Consider the following 20,057-nt stretch of genomic DNA (forward strand, 5'->3'; position numbering starts at 1 on the left):
TGCAGTCGAAGGATGATCCTGAGATGTCTTAAATGAGAGTAGCTCCGAATTTTCATCACTGCATCTTATAAAAACAAGATAGGAACAGTATGCAACAACAAGAATCAGAAAGTTTATCGGAACAAATTGCCCGACACATCGCAGAACAGATTATTAGCGGTGATTTGGTTGAAGGTGAGCGTATTCAGGAATTGCGCATCGCCAAAGAACTGGACGTGAGTCGTGGTTCGGTACGTGAAGCGCTGTTGTTATTGCAACGTACTCATCTGATTGAAATTTTTCCACGTCGTGGTGCAATTGTGTCGGAAATGTCGGCACAGCAAGTCCGAGCTTTGTTTGACAGCAGCAGTTTGTTATTGGGTTATATTGTGCAGCGTATTGCGGACACGTGGCGAATGCATGAAGCCGAAGCCTTACAACAACTTTTGCTGCAACTGGCAGAGCAATGTCGCTTGGGCAATACTGAAAAGTTTTATGATTTAATTTTTCAATATCTGGCACGGCAGCCTGATATGGTGGGAAATTTATATTTAATGAAGTTCTATCAAGAGTTATTGCCATCGTTAAGACGCAGTTACTTTTTGACCTTAAATACTTCGCGTCGGGAGTTACAAGAATCTTTTGAATTATTTAAACTGGTGAGTGATGCAATTTTAAGCAGAAAATCACAACAAGCCACTTTATTTATGGAAGATTTTTGCCGACACTTGCGCAACTTGGTGTTGGAATCTCTGACCCGTATGAAACAGATCGAGCTTGCATGGGCAAGACGTTCACGCCGTTAATTGGGACATTATGCGTTTAAGCAGTTTAAAACTTTCTGGCTTCAAATCTTTTGCCGACAGTACGACCTTACATTTTAAAGCCAACCGTACCGCTGTGGTGGGGCCGAATGGTTGTGGTAAATCCAATGTGATTGACGCCATTCGTTGGGTGATGGGCGAATCTAGTGCGCGCCAGTTGCGTGGCGGCAGTATGCAGGATGTAATTTTCACAGGAACTGCCAAACGCAAACCTGTAGGTGTAGCCAGTGTTGAACTGCGTTTTGACAATACCTATGGCAAATTGGGCGGTGCTTATAACGCCTATAATGAACTGTCGGTACGTCGGCAGGTCAACCGTGATGGTAAGTCTGAATATTTTTTAAATGGAACCAAGTGTCGTCGTCGTGACATCACCGATATTTTTCTGGGTACAGGTTTAGGCCCGCGTTCTTATGCAATTATTGAACAGGGCATGATTAATCGTTTGGTTGATGCTAAACCTGAAGAAATGCGGGTGTTTATTGAAGAAGCGGCAGGCGTGTCACGTTATCAGGCGCGTCGTCGTGAAACCATGCTGCATTTGGATCACACCACGCAGAACTTGGCGCGTTTGGAAGATATTGCTTCAGAACTAAAATCGCAATTAAAAACCTTAAAACGTCAGTCAGAAACAGCAATTCAATACAAAGCGCTTGAGAGCGAAATTCGCACCATTAAAGTCGAAGTGTTGTCTTTTCAGTGTGAACAAAGTGCACGTTTACAGCAAGAATATACCCTGAGTATGAATGAGTTAGGGGAAAGTTTTAAATTGGTGCGCTCTGAGCTGACCACTTTGGAACATGACTTAACTGCGACCAGTGAGTTGTTTCAGCGTTTGATTCAGCAATCGACACCGCTACAGCAAGAATGGCAACAGGCAGAAAAGAAACTGGCTGAACTGAAAATGACTTTGGAACAAAAACAAAGTTTGTTTCAGCAAAATACCGCGACTTTATCGCAGCTTGAACAACAAAAAGCACAAACCAAAGAGCGTTTGCAGTTGATTGAATTGCAGCTAGAGAGTTTGGTCGATCAGCAAGAAAACCAACAGGAAAATCTACAGCAGCAAGATCATTTGGCGCAGCAGCAGAGCCAGCAATTTCAGGATTTAAAAGCACAGCAACAAACCCAAGCTGCACAATATGCCCAAGTCAAAGCGCAAGTAGAACAGCAACAACAAAAGCATGTGCACATGCAGGCGCAAAGTGAGCAGTTAGCCAAAAATATCAGCCGTATTGAACAGCAAAAACAAACCCTGACACAGCAGTTTGCACAAATTCAGCCGCAAGATCAGCAAGAGGGAATGCAACAACTGCAAGACGAAAAGACCCGCTTGCAGGCTGAAATGCTAACACTAGAACAGAATATTCAAGACAGCACTCAGCAACTCGCCACGTTGCAGACCAACTATAATGAGCACAAAGCACAGTGTGCGACCTTAAAATCTGAGATTCAGATTTTGCAGTCAGAACAGAAAAACCTCAATCAATTGCTCATTAAGCAAAGTCCAAAAGCCCAAACCGATGTGGTGCAGTTGATGCAAGTATTACAACTTGCAGATGTGGCGAAACCACATGCCAATTTAATTGAAAAGTTCTTGGCTAAATGGTTATCTGCGCAGGTGGTAGAAGCAGATATTGAATTTCAGGACAGCCGCGCACGTCAGCTAAAAATTCATTTGGCTGTAGATTCAAAAACATCAAAAATACAGCTTTCGGGGTGTGAGTCGCTCAGTGACTGGATTGCTTCACCGCAAAGTAGCTTGTGGCAAAGTGTCGCAATTACAGAAAGTTTATCGCAGGCTTTGGCATTGCAAGTGCAATTACAAGCAGGGCAGTCTATCCTTAGTTTAGATGGTTATCATGTGGGAGCAGACTGGGTAATCGGGCTGTTTTATGATGAAGCGGCACAGGCAGGGCAAGGGGCATTAAGCCATCGGATTCGCTTGGATGAAATTGAACAGGCGTTGGCGTTGCAACTGCCACAATATGAGCAAGCAGAACAGCAACTGCCTGAATTGCAGCAACAGGTAAAACAGTTGCAGCAGCAATTGCAGCAACAACAGCAACAGCTCAAACAGCAACAGCAAGCCTTGCAAACGCTAGATGTGCAAATGGCGAAAGCCGAAAGTGCGGCACAGGCTTTTGCAGTACAGCAACAGCAATTACAGCATCAATTGGCACAATTAGATGAGCAGCTTGAAGAAGATGCTATGCAAAAAGATGATCTGGAAATTGATTTGCATGCTTTGGCTTTTAAACTTGAGCAAGCCTTACCGCAGTATAAAACCTTGCAATTTCAGGTCGAGCAGCTGAATGAGCAGCTGGATAGTTCACAGCAACAGTTTCAGCAGCAGCAACAAGAAGTGGAGCTGTTACGTCGTCAAGCGGTAAAAACTCAGCAGCAAATTGAACTGTTAGAAAAAGATGCCACTTTCTTAAAAGCACAATATCAACAAATTGTGGCGCAAATGGAACAAGCCAAAAAGTTTGTCGATCCTGTTCAGTTGGAATTGCCTGCCTTAGAAACTCAGTTTTCAGAGCAGCAGCAGCAGACTGAAAAGCTGCAAAAAACTTGGCAGGAATGGCAAGTGGAATTGAACAGTGTGCAGTCCAAACAGCAGCAACTGACCGAGCAACGGCAGCAGCAACAGCAGCAAGATGAACAATTACGTGCCAAACTCGAAGAAAAGCGCTTGGCATGGCAATCGGCAAAGTCGGACTATCAGCATTATTCTGAACAGTTAAAAGATTTAAACAGCGAGATCATCACAGGTTTGCAGATTGATGTCGCTGCGCATCAACAAAAACTGGCGAAAGCGCAGCAACAGTTTGATAAATTGGGTGCGGTCAATTTGGCGGCTTCGGAAGAATATGAAGAAGTATCTGCCCGTTTTGCAGAATTAAGCCATCAAATTGAAGACTTGGAAAATACTGTTTCTCAGTTGCAGGCGGCAATGAAAAGTATTGATCAGGAAACTCGTAAACTGTTTATGAACACTTTTGATCAGGTGAATACCGAATTGCAGGAGTTGTTTCCTAAAGTCTTTAATGGCGGTGAAGCGAGTCTGAGCTTGGAAGATGACTGGCAATCTGGGGTGAAATTGATGGCGCGTCCACCAGGTAAGCGCAACAGTTCTTTGGCCTTACTTTCAGGGGGTGAAAAAGCGCTGACAGCTTTGGCTTTGGTTTTTGCAATCTTCCGTTTAAACCCAGCGCCATTTTGCGTACTCGATGAAGTTGATGCACCGTTAGATGATGCTAACGTGGGGCGCTTTTGTAATTTAGTAAAAGAACTTTCTGAACAAGTGCAATTCATTTACATTACACATAATAAACTTGCTATGACGATGGCAACCGACCTCTTAGGTGTTACCATGCCTGAACCGGGAACCTCAAAATTAGTAACCGTAAATTTAGAAGAAGCCGCAGAATACGGCCTAGTCGCGGAGGCATAATATGGAAATCACCACAATCGTTGGAATTGTCATCGCTATTGTGATCATGGCGTTTGGTTTGAAAATGATTCTAAAAAAACCTGTAGATTCAGCGCCATCCTTAGATTCGGAGCTGCAATTTAATGCAGAAAGCCAAAAACCGATTATTCCACGCCATGTACGTGACCAATTGCAAAGCGACGCTACGCCACCGCGTGTGGAGCCGACTTTAACGGTAGATGAAGTTACGCAAGATGCGCCTGCCAAGTTTGAACCACAGGCTTTAACGGATGATGTCGTGGCTTCTTCAAGCACAGAAACTGACAAAGTTGAACCGAGTTTGCAGGCAAATACAGAAAATTCTGAGCTTGATCCATCCACAACGATATCGAAGTCTGAAGTTGCACAAGACACGCCAAGCCCGACAGCGACAACTTCAGAATATTCATTATCGGATGAAATTCAGCAAGTGATTGTAGAAACTGAACCGAATGCGCAGACTGTCGAGCAAAACAAAGCTTCGACTGAATACAGCCTGAATCAACACATTGAAACTGCCGAAATTTCAGAATTTAATGAAGAAAGCAGCATTTTAGATTCGCATTTGCATGAACAAAAAATCATGGATGAAGAAAGTGCCTTGGCAACCGCTGAATCTTTTATCGCGCTGAATGTCTTCCCTGAACGTCGCATACTTTCGGGCGATAAAGCCTTAAAAGTCTTGATGAAATATGGTTTACGTTTCGGTGAAATGTCATGTTTCCATCGCTATAACGAAGATGGCACTAAATTATTATTTTCAGTTTTACAAATTAATGATGAAGGCGCAGATGGTTTTGATTTAGAAACTTTATCGAGCGAACAAGTTAAAGGTTTAGCGTTCTTCCTCGCTTTGCCGCACAGCGATGTGCAAAATGCCTTTGATACCATGGTCAGCATTTCAGGACTGATTGCACGTGAAATTGATGGAACGGTCTATGACCAAAACCATTTAGAGTTTACTCCACAATTACGTGAACACTGGCGTCATCAGGCGATAGATTATCGTGCTGGTCAGGCAAGTCATGTCTAGAATTGCGATCTCGTACTGGGTATAAGCTACGTCAAGTGTTTGGCAAATGAACTGAGTGCAGTAGGATAAATTGCAACTTTGCAGCCGCATTTTTATAATGTGCGCAGCAATACAAGCTGTAGCATGCGCTACATAGAAAAAATTGAAGGGCGGAACAAGACCGCCCTTTTTTATGGTGGAAAATATGTCTGTAGATTTAACCGTCGTGGCGCAAATGCGTCAATTGATTCAACTGCTTGCCAAGCACAATCATGCCTATTATGTGATGGATCAACCGACAATTGCAGACAGTGAATATGATCAGCTTTTCCATCAACTAAAAGCGTTGGAACAACAGTATCCAGATTTAGTTCAACCCGATACACCGACCAATAAAGTCGGTGGCACACCTTTGGCAAAGTTCACCACGGTTACACATGCTGTGCCAATGTTGTCTTTAGGCAATGTGTTTAATCAGGAAGAATTATTTGCCTTTGCAAGACGTGTCGAAGAGCGTTTGCCCAACCAAAATATTGAATACGATGTCGAACTCAAATTTGATGGTTTGGCGATTTCACTTTGGTATGAACATGGTGTTTTAGTGCGTGGTGTGACCCGTGGTGATGGGGAAACAGGGGAAGACATTACCCACAACGTCAAAACTATCCGCAATTTACCGAAAGTTTTGAGTGCGACAGAAACGGCTATTCCTGAATTTTTGGAAGTGCGTGGTGAAGTGTTGATGCCAAAACTTGGTTTTGAAAAACTCAATGCGGCCAATACAGCCAAAGGTGAAAAAACCTTTGCCAATCCACGCAATGCAGCAGCAGGCAGTTTGCGTCAGTTAGACCCGAATATTGCGGCTTCACGTCCTTTAGCATTCTATGCTTATGGCATTGCGCAATGTGTGCCGCCTCATGGACAAAGCACCATGTCCGACAGTTTGGCATGGTTGGGGCAGTTTGGTTTTGAAATTGGCGAACGTCATTTTGTCTGCAAGAGCATTCAAGATGTTCAGGCGGCCTATGAGCAAATTAACCTTGAGCGTCCGAATTTAAGCGTTGAAATTGATGGCATGGTGGTCAAGGTCAATGACTTGAAACAGCAACAGCAATTGGGCTTTTTAAGTCGTGAGCCGCGCTGGGCGACTGCCTATAAATTCCCTGCAGTTGCCGCTTTAACCACCATTGAAAATATTGATTGGCAAGTGGGGCGCACAGGTACGTTGACGCCTGTGGCACGTTTAAACCCCGTTGCGGTAGGTGGTGTGACGGTATCCAATGTTACTTTGCATAATATTGGTGAAATTCACCGTTTGGATGTGCGTTTAGGCGATACGGTCAGTGTTTACCGTAGTGGTGATGTGATTCCCAAAGTTGAAAAAGTCTGGCCTGAATTTCGCCTTGCCGATGCGCAAGAAGTGCATTTACCTGAACAATGCCCTGTGTGTGATTCGCCTGTGGTGATGCCTGAAGGTGAGGCTTTGGCGCGTTGTTCAGGCGGTTTGTATTGTGCGGCACAGCGTATTGAAGCGATTCGTCATTTTGTCTCACGTAAAGCCATGGATATTGAAGGTTTGGGTGATCGTTGGGTGGAGTCATTACTGCATCTGAACTTGCTACAAAATGTGGCTGATATTTATCATTTACACGAACACCGCGACACTTTGCTCGGCATTGAAAAAATGGGTGAGAAGTCGGTTCAAAACTTGATTGACTCGATTGAAAACAGCAAAAAAACTACTTTGGCTGCGTTTATTTATGCCTTGGGAATTCGTGGTGTGGGCGAAACCACCGCGCGGATGCTTGCCAATACTTTTCAGACTTTAGAGGCTTTGCGTGAAGCTGATTTAGAAGCGTTAAAGAAAACTCCAGATGTGGGAGATATTACGGCAGAATGGATTTTGGACTTTTTCCAAGCGCCGCATAATTTAGAAGTGTTGGATCGTTTATTAGCTGCAGGCATTCATTGGGATGCTCCGATTGCACCGACACGTCAGCCTTTGAATGGTGAAAGTTGGGTGATTACAGGGACGTTGAGCCAAATGGGACGCGATGAAGCGACTCAGTTGTTGCAGGCTTTGGGTGCACGGGTGAGTGGTAGTGTTTCGGGTAAAACCAAATGTGTCGTGGCGGGTGAGAAAGCTGGCTCAAAGCTGGAAAAAGCCGAGAAGTTGGGTGTGCAGGTCATGAATGAAGCTGAGTTTATTCAGCTGATGCAGGAATATGGTGTGCTTGAATAAGCATCATCCTACATTTTATCCACTAATAGGTACAAAGGCACTTCAACGATGAAGTGCCTTGGTTTTTACTGAGAGAAGTCGAAGGTTTAACGTTTCTTCACAATGCCATCATCAATGAGTTGCTGAAAATGTTCGACTAGACTGGTTTCAATATTGCGGTAGTGCATACCCAATTCACGCTGACTTTTTTCCGCATTAAAATAAATTGGGTAGCCCATATTCAGTTCCACAAATTTACGGGAAAAACCAAGTAGAGGGCCAAAGGCTTTAAAGGCAAATTTAGGTAACTGATTGCGTGGGAAAGGGTATTTACGTCCAAAGTGCTGCGCTAAAATTTTGCCCATTTCCAATAAGCTGAGTGTGCCACCGCTAATAATATAGCGACCTTCAGCAGCAGGGTTGAATGCGGCCTGAATGTGAGCATCGGCAACATCACGCACATCGACAATGCCATTCCACATAGCAGGGACACCTGCCAAGGTCATACCGTTGGCAAACTGCAATAACACTTCCACGCTGCCCGATTGGGTGTTTTTGGTCAACGATGGGCCAAGCACCAAAGCAGGGTTGATACAGACCAAATCCCAGCGGTTTTGTGCCTTTGCGATTTCCCAAGCTTTGCGTTCAGCTGCCACTTTTGAATAAGGATAAGGCTGATGCTCAGGGCTACTGCTAGTATTCCAGTGACTTTCATCAAAGCGATTATTGGCCGTATTTAAAATATCAATCGCATCGCCATAGGTTGCAGCAATACTTGAAGTCACCACTACACGCTTTACCGATGCAGTACGATTAACGCTGTTTAACACATTTTCAGTGCCTATGACGGCAGGCTCAATAATGTCTTTGATGGCATCTTTATAATTGGTGACCACAAAAGGCGAGGCCATGTGCAGCACGATTTCACAACCTTGCATGGCGGGATCAAAAGCACCTTCTTCAAGTAAGTTGGCTTGGAATAATTGTAAGTTGCCTGTGCTTTTTGCCGCGATATCAGTCAGATGTTGAAAACTGTGGGTTTTTTTCAGATCACGCACCGTCGCGTGTACGGTATGTCCTTGTTCAAGCAGGTTTTTAATGACCCAACTGGCAATATAGCCTGTTGCGCCTGTGACTAAAATGGGTGCAGATGTATTTAGATTTGTCATTATTTTAAGAAAGTGATGGAACTCGTGACTATCATAAAGCAGCTGGGTTTTAAAATCCGCTTTTTAGGCGTTTTTTACGATACTTGAGCGTCAAAGTATGGTTTCTTTCAATATTTACAAAATGATGCAAAATCATTGTATTGTCATTTTTAAAGCTAAGTTTTGCCAAGCAGTTGTTTTATATATGGGAATTTTTAAGTTATATTGCAAATGCGTATGTTTCTCATTTTAATTTTATAAAAATCATGGGCTTACAGTAATTAACTTTTGCAATTTTGCCTGAATGTGTCCATAATGACTGGATTAAGAAAGGGAGTACAGCAAATGCGTGGCAATCCAGAAGTCGTAGACTATTTAAATATGTTGATTGGTGGCGAACTGGCTGCTCGCGATCAATACCTGATTCATTCGCGTATGTATGAAGATTGGGGTTTAAGCAAAATTTTTGAGCGCATTGACCATGAAATGCAGGAAGAAGCGCAGCATGCCGATGCTTTAATTCGTCGTGTATTGTTCCTTGAAGGCACTCCAAATATGCAGCGCGATGACATCGACGTGGGTGAAGATGTGGTGTCTTGCTTAAAAGCCGATTTAAAACTGGAATACGAAGTACGTGAAAAATTGGCGCAAGGCGTAAAATTGTGTGAAGAAAAAGGCGATTATGTCAGCCGTGATATGTTGCGTCAGCAAATGACCGACACAGAAGAAGATCATACGTACTGGTTGGAAAAACAATTACGTTTAATTGAATTGATTGGTTTACAAAACTACATTCAATCGCAAATGTAATCTGATCAAAGCAAAATAGACCAAAACCCGATTTATGATAAGTCGGGTTTTTTTATAGATCGGTTTTTATAGATTGGCTTTTTTATATCAATTGGTTTTTTTAAGGATGTATCTTGGTGCTTTGCAGATGTCGATTGAGCCGATTCAGTATTATACTGAGGTGATTTTCTAACTTGAGAGCAAGCCACGTGCAACAACAGATTTTATTGATTACAGGCTGGGGCGGTGGTACTGCACTCTTAAATCCGTTACAGCAAGCCTTAACTGCACAAGGTTTTCGGGTTGAGCTCATCAATATTTTTAACGCTACTGATGCTCAAGTCATGCAGCAACAGGTTGAATTTGCACGTCAGTTTGATGTAATTATGGGCTGGTCACTGGGTGGGCAATTGGCAACGCTACTGGTCGATGCGATTGCCAGCCAATATGCAGGATATAAAACCTTAATTACCATTGCATCCAATCCGTGTTTTGTTGCACAAGCCGATTGGGATACCGCTATGCCACAAGCCACGTTTGCCCAGTTTAAACAATCTTTTGCACAAGACCCAATTCTGACCCTAAAGCGTTTTGGTTTTATGGTGTGTCAGGGTGTCACTAGTAGTAAAACCGACCTATTACAATTACAAAGTTTGGTTCAGCCACAGCCGCAATCTTTGCTTCAACACGGTTTGGATTTATTGGAAAACTTAAACTTGGTGACTAAGATTAAAAATTATACAGGTCTGCAGTATCATCTTTTTGCCGAGCAGGATGTTTTAGTTGATTGCAAAGTTGCAGCTAAACTGCAAAATTTAGCTGCAAAGTTTTTAAGCGTAGATGTTTTGCAAGGCTCGCATGGGCTGCCATTGTTCCATGCCGATGAGTTGACTAGCAAAATCTGCCAATATTTACAGAAAAACCCGCCAACAGGTCCATAAGTGACAAATCTCGCAATTTATTTTATCTGTAGACAGGTTTAAGATTTAGCACATCAAGTTTTTTACAAGATCAAGGATGATGGTGGGATGACAGAACAGATGGATTTGGCTTTTGATCGTGAACATCTTTGGCATCCTTACACCTCTATGACTCAGCCCTTAACAACCTTTAAGGTTAAGCGGGCATTTGGCAGCACCATTGAACTTGAAGATGGTCGCCAGTTGATTGATGGCATGTCATCGTGGTGGTGTGCGATTCATGGCTACAACCATCCTAAACTGAACCGTGCTGTGACCGAGCAACTCGACAGTATGGCGCATATCATGTTTGGTGGATTGACCCATCGTCCTGCTATTGAGTTAGGGCGTTTGCTGCTCGAAATTACCCCACCGAGTTTAGATAAAATTTTTTATGCAGATTCAGGTTCAGTTGCTGTTGAAGTGGCGCTGAAAATGGCGGTGCAATACTGGACAGCACAAGGCAAAACCGAGAAAACCAATTTTATTACCACCCGTTCTGGCTATCATGGCGATACATGGAATGCCATGTCGGTTTGTGATCCTGTCACAGGGATGCATCAGGTTTTTGGCTCAAGTTTGGCGCGTCGTTATTTTGTATCTGCACCGAAAACAGCCTTTGATCAAGAATGGAATCCTGCTGATATTGCAGAATTGGCGCAAAGTTTGGCAGAGCATCATCAGCAGGTTGCTGCCATGATTATTGAGCCGATTGTGCAAGGTGCAGGCGGCATGCGCTTTTATCATCCTGAATATTTGCGTCAAGCCAAATTGCTCTGTGAACAATATGATGTGTTGTTAATTTTTGATGAAATTGCCACAGGTTTTGGGCGTACAGGCAAGTTGTTTGCATGGGAACATGCACAGGTCGAACCCGATATTATGTGTATCGGCAAAGGGCTGACAGGCGGTTATATGACCTTGTCTGCCACATTGACCACGAAGCATGTTGCAGAAACGATTTCGCAAGGTGAGGCAGGTGTGTTTATGCATGGCCCGACCTTTATGGCAAATCCACTGGCCTGCGCGGTTGCAGTAAAAAGTACCCAATTATTATTAGAACAAGACTGGCAAGCCAATATTCAACGTATACAACAGCAACTTGAACAGCATTTAACACCATTGGCTAATTTGGCATGGGTGCAGGATGTGCGAGTTTTAGGTGCAATTGGTGTGGTAGAACTTAAACATGCTGTCGATATGCAAAGCCTGCAACAAGAATTTGTGCAACGCGGTATTTGGGTGCGTCCATTTGGTAAATTGGTTTATGTGATGCCGCCGTATGTGATTACAGCAGCAGAACTAAATACTTTATTGCAGCAATTGGCTGAGGTGGTGACAGGTATGCAAGGAGCGAGCGCATGAGTTTACTCGATCACTATGCAGAACAGCTTGATCAGCTTCGCCAACAGGGCAATTTTCGTCAATTTCGCAGCAATCAGCAGCAAGGTAAAACAATTGAAATTCAGCAACAGCAGATGCTGAATTTATCTTCCAATGATTATTTGGGTTTAGCCTCTGATTTGCGCTTACGTGAACAGTTTTTTGATGAAACGCCCAATGCACAGCGTTTAATGAGTGCATCTTCATCACGTTTGCTGACTGGAAATTTCCCTGCCTATGAACAGCTTGAAGCCACATTAACGCAATTATTTCATGGGCGAGCTGCCTTGCTGTTTAATAGCGGCTATCACATGAATATTGGTATTTTACCTGCATTGGCAGATGCGAAAACCCTAATTTTGGCCGATAAACTGGTACATGCCAGCATGATTGATGGCATTCGTTTGTCATCTGCAAAATATTTGCGTTATCGGCATAATGATTTGGCACATTTGCAGCAATTGCTGACGCAATATCATGCCGATGATAATTATGAACGCATTATTGTGGTGACTGAATCCATTTTTAGTATGGATGGTGATGAAACTGATTTAGCCGCATTGGTCGCGCTGAAACAGCATTTTGCCAAAGTCATGTTATATGTCGATGAAGCACATGCGATTGGCGTACGTGGGCAGCAAGGTTTAGGTTGTGCCGAACAATATGGCGTGATTGATGCCATTGATTTTCTGGTTGGGACGTTTGGCAAAGCCGTTGCTTCAGTTGGGGGATATTTGATCTGTGATCCGATTATCCGCGATTATCTGATTAATCGGATGCGCCCGCTAATTTTTAGTACCGCACAGCCACCTATTTGTATGGCGTGGACGCAGTTTATGCTGAATCAGATTGTGCACATGCAGACACAGCGTCAGCATTTGGCGGCCTTGAGCCAATTTATGCAGCAGGGGATTCAGGCCAAAGGTTTTACCTGCCCATCGACTTCGCAAATTGTACCTGTGATTATTGGCGACTCTACTGCAACTGTAAGCAAAGCCCAACAGTTACAGACTGCAGGTTTTTATGTGATGCCTGTACGTCCGCCGACTGTACCGCAAGGCAGCTCACGACTGCGGATTTGTTTAAATACGCAATTTGAAACGGCAGATTTAACACAGTTACTGGATTTGCTTTGAGTGTGCGTATGCGTATAGATAAGGCACAAGTGGCACAGCGTTTTGCCCGCGCTCATCAGAGTTATAAAACGCATGCCGTGGTACAGCAGCAAATTTGTCAGCAGTTAATGGCAAAAATGCAGCAATATATTGTACAGCAAAAGTTGTCAGATCAACCTCAGCCTTGCTTTGAAAACGTCTTGGAAATCGGCTGTGGTTCAGGGAATTTAACCGACTTGCTACTGCGTGAATTTCAAATTCAACAGCTGACTTTAAATGATTTATATGCCGAAGTGTTGCATGCGTATCTGCATCATCCTCAAACAACTAGTACGCAAATTCATGGCTTAATTGGCGATATAGAACAGCTCGATTTTCCGCAGTCTTTGGATTTAATTTGTTCGAGTTCGGCTTTGCAATGGGTGGAAGATTTTGGAGCATTATTGCGCAAGGCGAATCAAGCGTTACAGCCGCAAGGGTATTTGTGCTTTTCGACATTTGGCCCTCAAAACTTGACTGAAATTAAGCAATTAACAGGTCAAGGCTTACATTATTTGAGTATGGATGCGTTACAACAACAGCTTAAACAGCAGGGCTTTGAAGTATTACACTGTTCAGAGCAGCTTGAATCATTAAGTTTTGAACATCCTAAACAGATTTTGCAGCATTTAAAAGCCACAGGTGTCACGGGTACAGCACAAGGGCAGCGTTGGAACAAAACGACTTTAACCGAATTTTATCGGGGCTATGAACAGTTTAGTCAGCAGCATAGCTCACAGCAAAAAAGTTATACGCTCACGTATCATCCTATTTATTGTCTTGCACGGAGAATGCCATGACAGCTCAAGTCTATTTTGTGAGTGGTATTGATACAGGGATTGGCAAAACCTATGCCACGGGTTATTTAGCCAAGACCATGAATGAACAGGGTATTCAGACCATTACCCAAAAACTGATTCAAACGGGCAATCAAGACGTTTCAGAAGATATTGAGCAGCATCGTAAAATTATGGGCAGTGAATGGTTGCCTGAAGATGATGACAAACTCACCATGCCTGAAATTTTTAGCTATCCTGCTTCACCGCATTTGGCTACACAAATTGATGGTCGTGAGATTGACTTTGCTAAAATTGAGGCTGCGACTGCGCAACTGGCAGCAAAGTATGATGCAGTATTATTAGAAGGTGCGGGTGGACTCATGGTGCCGCTGACCACAGACCTACTCACCATCGACTATATTGAGCAAAAACAATATCCTGTTATTTTGGTGAGTTCTGGGCGTTTGGGCAGTATTAACCACACTTTGCTCAGTTTGGAAGCTTTAAAAACACGTGGTTTGAATTTACATGCATTGGCATATAATTTGAACGATGAATCACAAGACCCTTTAATTTCGCAGGATACTGCCAAATATTTAAAAAATTATTTGTCAAAAAGCTTTCCAAAAGCACAGTGGATTGAAATTCCTGTATTGCCAAATATTTAATTTTTATTATTTTTTGTCCAACCAATTTGCCCAATAAAAAAGCCACACATGAACGTGTGGCTTTTTATCAATTTGGCGTATTTCAGCTTTTAGAATTTTTTAAAGCTTTTATTGCCAAACGGTTTGCGTGGTGCATTTTCGTCACGACGTTCACGGTTGCCGTAGCTGTTGCCATCCTGACGTGGTTCACGGTTGCTGTAGCTGTTACCATCCTGACGTGGTTCGCGGTTGCCATAGCTGTTACCGTCTTGGCGACGCTCACGGTTGCCATAGCTATTGCCGTCTTGGCGACGTTCGCGGTTGCCATAGCTGTTACCATCTTGACGACGCTCACGGTTGCCGTAACTGTTACCGTCTTGGCGTGGTTCGCGGTTGCCGTAACTGTTACCGTCTTGGCGTGGTTCGCGGTTGCCGTAACTGTTACCGTCCTGACGACGTTCACGCGGTGCAAAACCTGTGTTTTGTGCAGCTTCTTCGGTGTCACGACGTTGCTGACGCAAGAAACCACCACGACGTGCTGCCAATGGTTTTTCTTGCATACGCTCATTGCGACGTTTTGCCATGCCGTACAAACCTGTGCCTTGACGTGGTTTTAATTCAACTGCTTTGGCAAGGTTATCGATGTCATTTTTATCCAATTCCATCCAGCGACCTGTACGTAATTCACGCGGTAAAATTACCGTGCCGTAACGGGTACGCAATAGACGGCTGACTTTCAGACCTTGTGATTCAAAAATACGACGAACTTCACGGTTACGACCTTCTTTTACCACCACTTGATACCAGCGGTTAATACCATCACCGCCAATTTCAGAGAAAGATTCAAACTTGGCAGGGCCATCATCTAGCACTACGCCGCGCAGCATGTTGTTTTTCAGTTGTGGTGTCACTTCACCCATCACACGAACTGCATATTCACGTTCAATTTCGTTCGATGGGTGCATTAAACGGTTGGCTAATTCACCATCGTTGGTGAATAGCAATAAACCTGTCGAGTTAATGTCCAGACGACCAACCATTACCCAACGATCATTGGCAATTGCAGGCAGGTTATCAAATACAGTTGGGCGCTGCTCTGGGTCGTTGCGTGAGCAAATTTCGCCTTCTGGTTTGTAGTAAATCAGAACGCGACGACGAATTTCATCTTCAATTTGGAACTGAACTTTACGACCATCGATGCGAAGCTCATCACCTGGTTCGATACGTTCACCCACTTGGGCAACTTGGCCGTTGACACTCACACGACCAGCGGCAATGACTTCTTCCATATAACGGCGAGAACCCAAGCCTACTCGTGCGAGTACCTTTTGCAACTTTTCACTCATGACAGCATAACCTTAGAAATGATCATCAACAGTTTACCTATTCAAGACACAGACGCAGATGCATCGAGTGCCATGAAAGCTTCCTTGGCATCCTGTAGGGGAGGCAATTGACTTAAGGAATTCAAGCCAAACGCATTTAAAAATTGAGGCGTTGTAACCAACAACGCAGGTCTTCCTGGGAGTTCTCGGAAACCTGATTCTTTAATCCAGTTCCAATCAAACAATGTGCGTAAAATTTGACTATTGTTTGATACTCCGCGAATTTGTTCAATATCTGCTCGGGTCACAGGTTGGTGGTAGGCAATCACCGCCAGTATTTCTAGCAGTGAGGGCGAAAGTCGGGTCGGACGTTCAGGCCACACCTGTGTAATAATTGTACGATACTTTGCCCGCACCTGAAAACGGAAACCTTGTGCGGTTTCGATCAGTTCAATCGAGCGACCATGTTGTAACATGGCCAATTGTTGTAAAAACTGGCGTAATTGCGCTTTGCTATATTTATCTTGAAAAGCTTCTTTCAGACGCGCTAAAGACACAGCACTGTCACTGGCAAAAATAATTGCTTCGAGTTGCATCAGCACTTCATGCTGTTGTTCGCCTTCAGACAAGCTCGAAATTATGGGTTCTGGATTCATGCCTGCGCCCCTTGAATGCTCAATGGTGCTTCAATCCCACTGCTGATAATGCACACTTTTTGCTGGCGAGTCAGTTCTAAAATCGCCATAAAGGTCACAACCATGCCCATGCGTCCCTGACTTGGTTTTAGCAACGCATCAAAACTCAGTACTTCACCCGATGCGAGTTTGGCTTCAATAAATGCAATCCGTTCTTCAAGTAAAACAGGTTCTTGCAAAATTTGATGGGTGACAGGTTCAGGACGATTAAAAATGCAGAACAAGGCATCACGTAATTGATCGGCTGCATAGCCGACATTATTGACTGCGGTATGCCCTAAGCTAACATTGGTAGCAAAAGTATCGCGTTCTAAAACAGGCATTTGCCCCAAGCGTTCAGCTGCTTGTTTGACTCTTAAATAGGTTTCTAAACGGTCAATCAGCTCTTGTTTTGGGTCTTTTTCAATGCTGCTGATACTGGCAGGTTTAGGCAACAATAGGCGGGATTTTAAATCGGCCAGTAATGCCGCCATCACCATATAATCGGCAGTCAGTTCAACATTTAGCGATTTCATGGCATCCATATACGACAGATATTGCGATGCAATCGGGGCAATATCTAACTGAAGTAAATCGAAGCCATTTTTTTGAATCAGGTAAATTAAAAAGTCGAGTGGTCCTTCGAAATGCTCTAACAGAATTTCAAATGCTGCAGGAGGAATATACAAATCCTCAGGAATCGACTCTTGCCACTCATCTAACACACGAATGTGTTGGGCAGGTTCCATCGCATTGTGGAGGGATTGATTCATTACAGTGTTGGGCCACGCGAATTTTCAAAAGCATGCAAATGCTATTTCCGCTTCAGATAAGAAGGAGATGGAGAAATAGCTCAGAATTAATAGCGGCTAGTCTAAAGGATATCGTGATTGAAATAAATCTGTTCTACGACCAAATATCAAAAAAAGCCTAAAATAAATCGGGATTGAGGGAGATTTAAGGCAAGTTGTAAAAATTAACTCATTCAATCTTTAAGTATTTATTTCTGTTTTATTCTGTAATGCGTATTCAATCATTGCCATGCAGCTGTCTTGTAAACACAGATTACGAGTTTGCGATTGCGCTAAAAGTGCTTTACATAGTGCTGCATCTAAAAAGTAAGTATAAGAATCGGGAGGTTCAGGTATTGTTGCTGTGAATGCAGTTTGGGAACACACGATTGCATCGGAATCTAGCGTCCACGGATGTTGCACATAAATGTGCATCTCATCCGAAAACTGCTGCAAATTTAACAATACCTGAAATAAAGTCATGGGTTTAATTCGTGCAAGTAAGGCTTTTAAACCGTAGTGCTGTCAATCACTTTGCAGGTAGTGAATGCTTATTCAAAAGCACTCACATCTCCCACACCACGACGCACAATTTGCGGGTTGTCGCCCGATAAATCAATAATACTGGTGGTGCTAAGTGTGCCTAAGCCACCATCAATCAGTACATCAATACGTTTGTTGAGTTGTAGATCAATCTCGTATGGATCATCTAAAGGGTCTTCTTGCCCCGGTAAAATCAGGGTGCTGGTCAGTAAAGGTTCGCCTAATTCTTTAAGCAGCATGCGACAAATGGGGTTGCTTGGAATACGCAAACCAATGGTTTTTTTATTGGGATGCATCAAGCGACGCGGAACTTCACTGGTCGCAGGTAAAATAAATGTGGTGACCGCAGGCGTATTGTTTTTCAGCAGACGATACATGGCATTGTCCACTTTGGCGTAGGTGGCAATATCCGATAAATCGGCACAAATAATGGCGTATTGGTGTTTTGCGCCTAAACCACGAATTTGTGAAATGCGCTCCATCGCGTTTTTATTACCAATTTGGCAACCAATCGCATAAGCAGCATCGGTTGGATAGACCACCACATCGCCTGCGCGTATGCGTTCAACCGCTTGGCTGATTAGACGCGGCTGTGGATTTTCAGGATGTACTCTTAAATGCAACATATGAATTCCTCAGTAGCGTAAATGTGACGTTAGGCTCATTATGAAAGGGGATTGATGTCACTTGCAATCATTGCCTTGTGCTTTATTACATTTAATCCAAATTTTTTCGTTCAAACTCTGCAATTTGTAATGTTTTGCCACCTCGGGTGCAGTAACAAATACATTCAATAAAGCGTTTTGCATCGCGTGGTAATTTGGCTTCTCCGTTAAAATAACGCTGCACTTGGGCAAAGACATTGTCTTTAAATGTGCGGCCATCTCCACCTTCACCGGTCAGGTTATCTAAAGATACACGGAATTTTCGTCCAAACGCTTGAGCAAACAGCCATTCAATGGCTTGAGGTTTAATTTCAACCTGTTCAAATAAGGCTTGTTGTTCCTGAGTACGACCATCGGGAGCATACCAATAGCCTAAGTCTGGCAGTAAACGTCGTTGTTCGCCTGCGATGCTCCAATGGCTAATTTCATGTAAAGCGCTATTAAAGAAACCATGTGCAAATTGAATACGTGCAGGCTGTGTTGCCGTGGCAGGAAAGTACTCAGGTTCAAAATCACCTTTGACCAAGTTCACATTTAGGTGGGAAAACCAGTGATTAAAGTGTAAGATGAGCCAGTCCACCTGTTCCGTTTCTGTATTGAGTTTTGCCCAGTCCGAGAGTTGCACTTGGGGGTGCGAAGTGTCAGAATTGGTGGTTGGAAGTGTGCTCACAAGTGATGAAAAATTCACTTCTGTTTGCGGCTGCAACAGATGCATGACTGTGTTACCCAAAATTGGTCTGTCTAAATAAGTACAAAATTGTATCTTAATCTTTGACAGAGTACTGATGAATTTGTAGAATTGCCGCCTTAATTATGTCAGCAAATACCTTTCCGGCACAGATTGAGCCGTTTAAATGGGCTGAACAGGGCTTTACATGGTCAGGTAACCTGCCATTGTCTCGCTTTGCTCGTATCGCCCGTGAAGCTGTTGGATCAATTGATGATCAATTGGTTAACATAGACTGTAAGCTATCAATGGATGCGTATCATCGCATTGTATGGCTAGATGGTCATATTGAAACGAGAGTTCCAATGGAATGCCAACGCTGCTTGGGTTCTGTAGAAATAGACCTCGTTTCAGATTTTCATCTAGCTCTTGTGGATGATGAGTCACTGATAGAGCGCTTGGATGAGGATGCTGATTTCATTGTATTAGGTGAAAGTGAAGCCACCACCAAAGGCGATTATGATTCGCCTGCGACGGCTAATTTACTGTCACTTATAGAAGATGAATTGTTATTGTTGTTGCCTTTATCTCCTAAGCATGACGCTTGCGAGCATAAGCATCAACCTGCCATTCAGAACATTGCCGAAGAAAAACGTGATAATCCGTTTGATGTTTTGGCAAGTTTGAAAGGTAAACTTAACTGAAAATTATGTTATAATTTTTAGTTAAGACAACTCAATTTGTTCTGATCCATTTTTTCGATCTTTGTAAGGAGCCATCATGGCCGTTCAGCAAAACCGTAAAAGTCGCTCTCGCCGTGACATGCGCCGTTCACATGACGCTTTAACCGAGAATGCATTAACTGTAGACCAAGCTACTGGTGAAACTCATCGTCGTCACCACGTAACTAAAGATGGTTTCTACCGTGGTCGTCAATTATTCGCTAAAGCAGATGCTGAATAATTGGTGATGTATTAAGCGTCAAGCTTAGTAGAAAAAATGGGAGCGTAAGCTCCCTTTTT

General features: G+C 43.4%; 18 protein-coding genes and 1 pseudogene. 12 read left to right on the plus strand and 7 right to left on the minus strand.

The window, feature by feature from the left end; genetic code table 11:
* Nucleotides 1-89 precede the first annotated feature (89 nt).
* From FTT78_RS02925 to ligA, 4 genes are all read left to right on the plus strand, one after another.
* A complete protein-coding gene (locus FTT78_RS02925; RefSeq protein WP_004972365.1) occupies nt 90-785 on the plus strand; it encodes a GntR family transcriptional regulator in 696 nt (231 codons plus the stop codon).
* Between the two features lie 10 nt (nt 786-795).
* Nucleotides 796-4,260 carry a chromosome segregation protein SMC gene (gene smc / locus FTT78_RS02930; protein WP_180043567.1) on the plus strand — a complete coding sequence of 1,155 codons (3,465 nt, stop codon included), beginning with the start codon at nt 796-798 and terminating at the stop codon, nt 4,258-4,260.
* A 1-nt stretch (nt 4,261) separates the two neighbouring features.
* Nucleotides 4,262-5,311 carry a cell division protein ZipA C-terminal FtsZ-binding domain-containing protein gene (locus FTT78_RS02935; RefSeq protein WP_180043569.1) on the plus strand — a complete coding sequence of 350 codons (1,050 nt, stop codon included), beginning with the start codon at nt 4,262-4,264 and terminating at the stop codon, nt 5,309-5,311.
* Between the two features lie 184 nt (nt 5,312-5,495).
* Nucleotides 5,496-7,532: an NAD-dependent DNA ligase LigA gene (gene ligA, locus FTT78_RS02940; protein WP_004972359.1), complete on the plus strand. Its 2,037-nt coding sequence runs from the start codon at nt 5,496-5,498 to the stop codon at nt 7,530-7,532.
* 86 nt (nt 7,533-7,618) lie between these two features.
* Here the strand turns inward: ligA and FTT78_RS02945 are convergent, their stop codons facing one another.
* The gene (locus FTT78_RS02945) at nt 7,619-8,680 is read right to left on the minus strand and encodes an aldehyde reductase (RefSeq protein ID WP_136144292.1); all 1,062 of its coding nucleotides are present in this window, start codon (nt 8,678-8,680) and stop codon (nt 7,619-7,621) included.
* 324 nt (nt 8,681-9,004) lie between these two features.
* On the opposite strand from FTT78_RS02945, the gene bfr reads away from it, so the two are divergent.
* The 6 genes from bfr to bioD all read left to right on the plus strand — a co-directional run bounded on the left by bfr (nt 9,005) and on the right by bioD (nt 14,391).
* Nucleotides 9,005-9,469, plus strand: coding sequence for a bacterioferritin (gene bfr, locus FTT78_RS02950; protein ID WP_004972356.1), 465 nt, complete (start codon nt 9,005-9,007; stop codon nt 9,467-9,469).
* A 188-nt stretch (nt 9,470-9,657) separates the two neighbouring features.
* The gene (locus FTT78_RS02955) at nt 9,658-10,389 is read left to right on the plus strand and encodes a hydrolase (protein WP_179988530.1); all 732 of its coding nucleotides are present in this window, start codon (nt 9,658-9,660) and stop codon (nt 10,387-10,389) included.
* A gap of 99 nt (nt 10,390-10,488) precedes the next feature.
* Nucleotides 10,489-11,772 (plus strand): adenosylmethionine--8-amino-7-oxononanoate transaminase, encoded by a 1,284-nt coding sequence (gene bioA / locus FTT78_RS02960; RefSeq protein WP_179990564.1) that lies wholly within the window; start codon nt 10,489-10,491, stop codon nt 11,770-11,772.
* Nucleotides 11,769-12,926 carry an 8-amino-7-oxononanoate synthase gene (locus FTT78_RS02965; RefSeq protein ID WP_180043571.1) on the plus strand — a complete coding sequence of 386 codons (1,158 nt, stop codon included), beginning with the start codon at nt 11,769-11,771 and terminating at the stop codon, nt 12,924-12,926. The genes bioA and FTT78_RS02965 overlap by 4 nt, the downstream gene beginning before the upstream one ends.
* An 8-nt stretch (nt 12,927-12,934) precedes the next feature.
* Complete coding sequence (gene bioC, locus FTT78_RS02970) at nt 12,935-13,744, plus strand: malonyl-ACP O-methyltransferase BioC (RefSeq protein WP_167845822.1); 810 nt, start codon at nt 12,935-12,937, stop codon at nt 13,742-13,744.
* Entirely contained in the window at nt 13,741-14,391 is a 651-nt protein-coding gene (bioD, locus tag FTT78_RS02975; RefSeq protein ID WP_096902081.1) for a dethiobiotin synthase, read from the plus strand. The genes bioC and bioD overlap by 4 nt, the downstream gene beginning before the upstream one ends.
* A gap of 404 nt (nt 14,392-14,795) precedes the next feature.
* Here the strand turns inward: bioD and rluB are convergent.
* From rluB to FTT78_RS03005, 6 genes and pseudogenes are all read right to left on the minus strand, one after another.
* Nucleotides 14,796-15,716 (minus strand): annotated as a pseudogene (rluB, locus tag FTT78_RS02980) (23S rRNA pseudouridine(2605) synthase RluB); the annotation flags it as partial.
* 41 nt (nt 15,717-15,757) lie between these two features.
* Nucleotides 15,758-16,351, minus strand: coding sequence for an SMC-Scp complex subunit ScpB (gene scpB, locus FTT78_RS02985; protein WP_004972340.1), 594 nt, complete (start codon nt 16,349-16,351; stop codon nt 15,758-15,760).
* On the minus strand, nt 16,348-17,142 hold the full coding sequence (locus FTT78_RS02990; protein ID WP_180043573.1) for a ScpA family protein: 795 nt from the start codon (nt 17,140-17,142) through the stop codon (nt 16,348-16,350). Before FTT78_RS02990 ends, scpB begins: the two co-directional genes overlap by 4 nt.
* A gap of 219 nt (nt 17,143-17,361) precedes the next feature.
* Nucleotides 17,362-17,643, minus strand: a complete 282-nt coding sequence (locus FTT78_RS02995; protein WP_180043575.1) for a hypothetical protein — start codon at nt 17,641-17,643, stop codon at nt 17,362-17,364.
* 68 nt (nt 17,644-17,711) lie between these two features.
* Nucleotides 17,712-18,329, minus strand: coding sequence for an L-threonylcarbamoyladenylate synthase (locus FTT78_RS03000; protein WP_004972336.1), 618 nt, complete (start codon nt 18,327-18,329; stop codon nt 17,712-17,714).
* 91 nt (nt 18,330-18,420) lie between these two features.
* Nucleotides 18,421-19,083 (minus strand): elongation factor P hydroxylase, encoded by a 663-nt coding sequence (locus FTT78_RS03005; protein ID WP_096902070.1) that lies wholly within the window; start codon nt 19,081-19,083, stop codon nt 18,421-18,423.
* 98 nt (nt 19,084-19,181) lie between these two features.
* Here FTT78_RS03005 and FTT78_RS03010 point away from each other — a divergent pair, with 98 nt between their 5' ends.
* Both FTT78_RS03010 and rpmF read left to right on the plus strand, forming a co-directional pair.
* Complete coding sequence (locus FTT78_RS03010; protein WP_131260705.1) at nt 19,182-19,739, plus strand: DUF177 domain-containing protein; 558 nt, start codon at nt 19,182-19,184, stop codon at nt 19,737-19,739.
* Nucleotides 19,740-19,815: 76 nt separating this feature from the next.
* Entirely contained in the window at nt 19,816-19,998 is a 183-nt protein-coding gene (gene rpmF / locus FTT78_RS03015) for a 50S ribosomal protein L32 (protein ID WP_004972331.1), read from the plus strand.
* Nucleotides 19,999-20,057 lie beyond the last annotated feature (59 nt).

The organism is Acinetobacter sp. YH01011, from assembly GCF_013420785.1.
GTDB lineage: Bacteria > Pseudomonadota > Gammaproteobacteria > Pseudomonadales > Moraxellaceae > Acinetobacter > Acinetobacter towneri.